Source organism: Vibrio sp. 2033 (genome assembly GCF_033339735.1).
Genome location: NZ_JAWOVC010000451.1, coordinates 1 through 642 on the forward strand (window position 1 = coordinate 1; position 642 = coordinate 642).

Consider the following 642-nt stretch of genomic DNA (forward strand, 5'->3'; position numbering starts at 1 on the left):
TTATGGGCGATAACCACAATGGTTGAGCCCTGAGATTTTAGATGAGCGATAAGATGCTGATACGCAACCTCACCTTCTCCGTCTAGATTGGCGTTCGCTTCATCAAAGACGACGATAGAAGGATCACCATAAACAGCTCGTGCTAGCGCAATCCTTTGTCGTTCACCACCCGACAGTCCACGACCATTTTCGCCAATAACGAAGTCGTAACCTTTGTTCTTTTTGAGGATTAATTCGTGACAACCCGCTAATTGTGCAGCTTTGATCACCTTCGCTGGATCTTCTTCTTTAAAACGCGCGATGTTCTCACGAATGGTTCCTGGAAATAGCTCCACCTCTTGGGCCAAATAGCCTACGTGAACACCTCGATCTTCAGATGCCCAAGTCGACACTTCCATGCCATCTAAAGTCACCTTTCCAGCTAAAGGCCGAATGTTACCAAGCAATAAGCGAGCAAATGTCGATTTGCCAGTGCCAGAAGGGCCAATTACTCCGACGGACACACCCGGCGGGATTGATAATGTGATAGAAGACAGCACTGGCTCATTCGCACCCGGGTGACGGTAAGTGAGCCCGGTTAACTCATAATGGCCTTTCGGCTTAGGTAACGGCATGTCAGATTCGTCTTGACGAACAATCGCA

The 642-nt window shown here is 48.4% G+C and carries 1 protein-coding gene; it reads right to left on the reverse strand.

The window, feature by feature from the left end:
- Positions 1 to 642 (reverse strand): ATP-binding cassette domain-containing protein (locus R7P74_RS27135; RefSeq protein ID WP_318123770.1); only part of this gene is annotated, 642 nt, incomplete at both ends.